2 protein-coding genes are annotated in these 1231 nt (G+C 69.5%); both read right to left on the bottom strand.

Features of this window, described 5'->3' with window-relative positions:
* On the bottom strand, window positions 1-359 hold a 359-nt coding region (locus tag A9W95_RS21300), incomplete at its 3' end, for a dihydrodipicolinate synthase family protein (protein ID WP_172826678.1).
* A 58-nt stretch (window positions 360-417) separates the two neighbouring features.
* On the bottom strand, window positions 418-1170 hold the full coding sequence (thyX, locus tag A9W95_RS21305) for an FAD-dependent thymidylate synthase (RefSeq protein ID WP_067417416.1): 753 nt from the start codon (window positions 1168-1170) through the stop codon (window positions 418-420).
* Window positions 1171-1231 lie beyond the last annotated feature (61 nt).

The following is a 1231-nucleotide window of genomic DNA, read 5'->3' on the forward strand; positions in this document are numbered from 1 at the left end:
GGCCTCGAGTAGTACGGGGTGACCACCAGCAGTCCGTGCGCACCCTCGGCCGCCGAGGCCTTGGCGAGCTTGATGCTGTGCGCTGTGTCGTAGGTGCCGGCGCCGCCGATGACGCGAGCCCGGTCGCCGACCGCCTCCAGGACGGTCCGCAGCAGTTCCACCTTCTCGTCGTCGGTGGTGGTCGGGGACTCTCCGGTGGTCCCGGATACCACCAGGCCGTCACAGCCTTGGTCCACCAGGTGGGTGGCCAGGCGCGCCGCCGCGGCGGTGTCGAGGGCGCCATCGGGACCGAATGGGGTTGCCATCGCGGTCAGCAGGGTTCCCAGGCGCGCGGGAGCGTCGAATCCGACGGTGCTCACGGTTGTCCAGATTACCTGGCGTCGGCAAGCGCTTTGGCAGGCGCGGCGGTGTGGGGCCTCAGGCTTCGGTCGCCAGCGGACTCGTGGCGACCTCGGTGCCGTCGGCCAGGGTGGAGACCTCGAAGTCGGCGAACACCGCAGGCGCGACGTCGAGGAGTTGGCGCAGGCAGGCGATGGCCAGCCGCCGGATCTCCACGTCGGCGTGCTCACTGGCGCGCATGGCGATGAAGTGCCGCCAGGCCCGGTAGTTGCCGGTGACGACGATGCGGGTCTCGGTGGCGTTGGGCAGCACCGCACGGGCGGCTTGGCGGGCTTGCTTGCGGCGCAGGATCGCGTTGGGCTGGTCGGCGAACTTGGCTTCCAATCTGGCCAACAGTTCGGTGTAGGTGGCACGGCTGGCGTCGGCGGCTTCGGTCAGGATTCGTTGCAGCTCCGGGTCGTCCTCCATGCCGGGCGGCACCACGACCCGCGCTTCGGATTCGGGCACGTAGCGCTGGGAGAGCTGGGAGTAGGAGAAGTGCCGGTGCCGGATCAGCTCGTGGGTGCAGGACCGGGAGATGCCGGTGATGTAGAACGACACGCTGGCGTGCTCGAGCACCGAGAAGTGCCCGACGTCGATGATGTGCTTGATGTAGCCGGCGTTGGTGGCGGTTCGGGGGTTGGGCTTGGACCAGCTCTGGTAGCAGGCCCGGCCGGCGAATTCGGTCAGCGCCGACCCGCCGTCGGCGTCGGTGACCCACGGCACGTCTGTGGGCGCCAAGAAGTCGGTCTTGGCGATCAGTTGCACGCGCAGCGGCGCGGTCTCGGCCACGGCGGATAACCCTACCGACCGCCGAACGGGCGCGAGTCTGCGCTGGCGGCATCGAGACTGC

The sequence above is a fragment of the Mycobacterium sp. 1423905.2 genome, assembly GCF_001673155.1.
Classification (GTDB): Bacteria; Actinomycetota; Actinomycetes; order Mycobacteriales; family Mycobacteriaceae; genus Mycobacterium.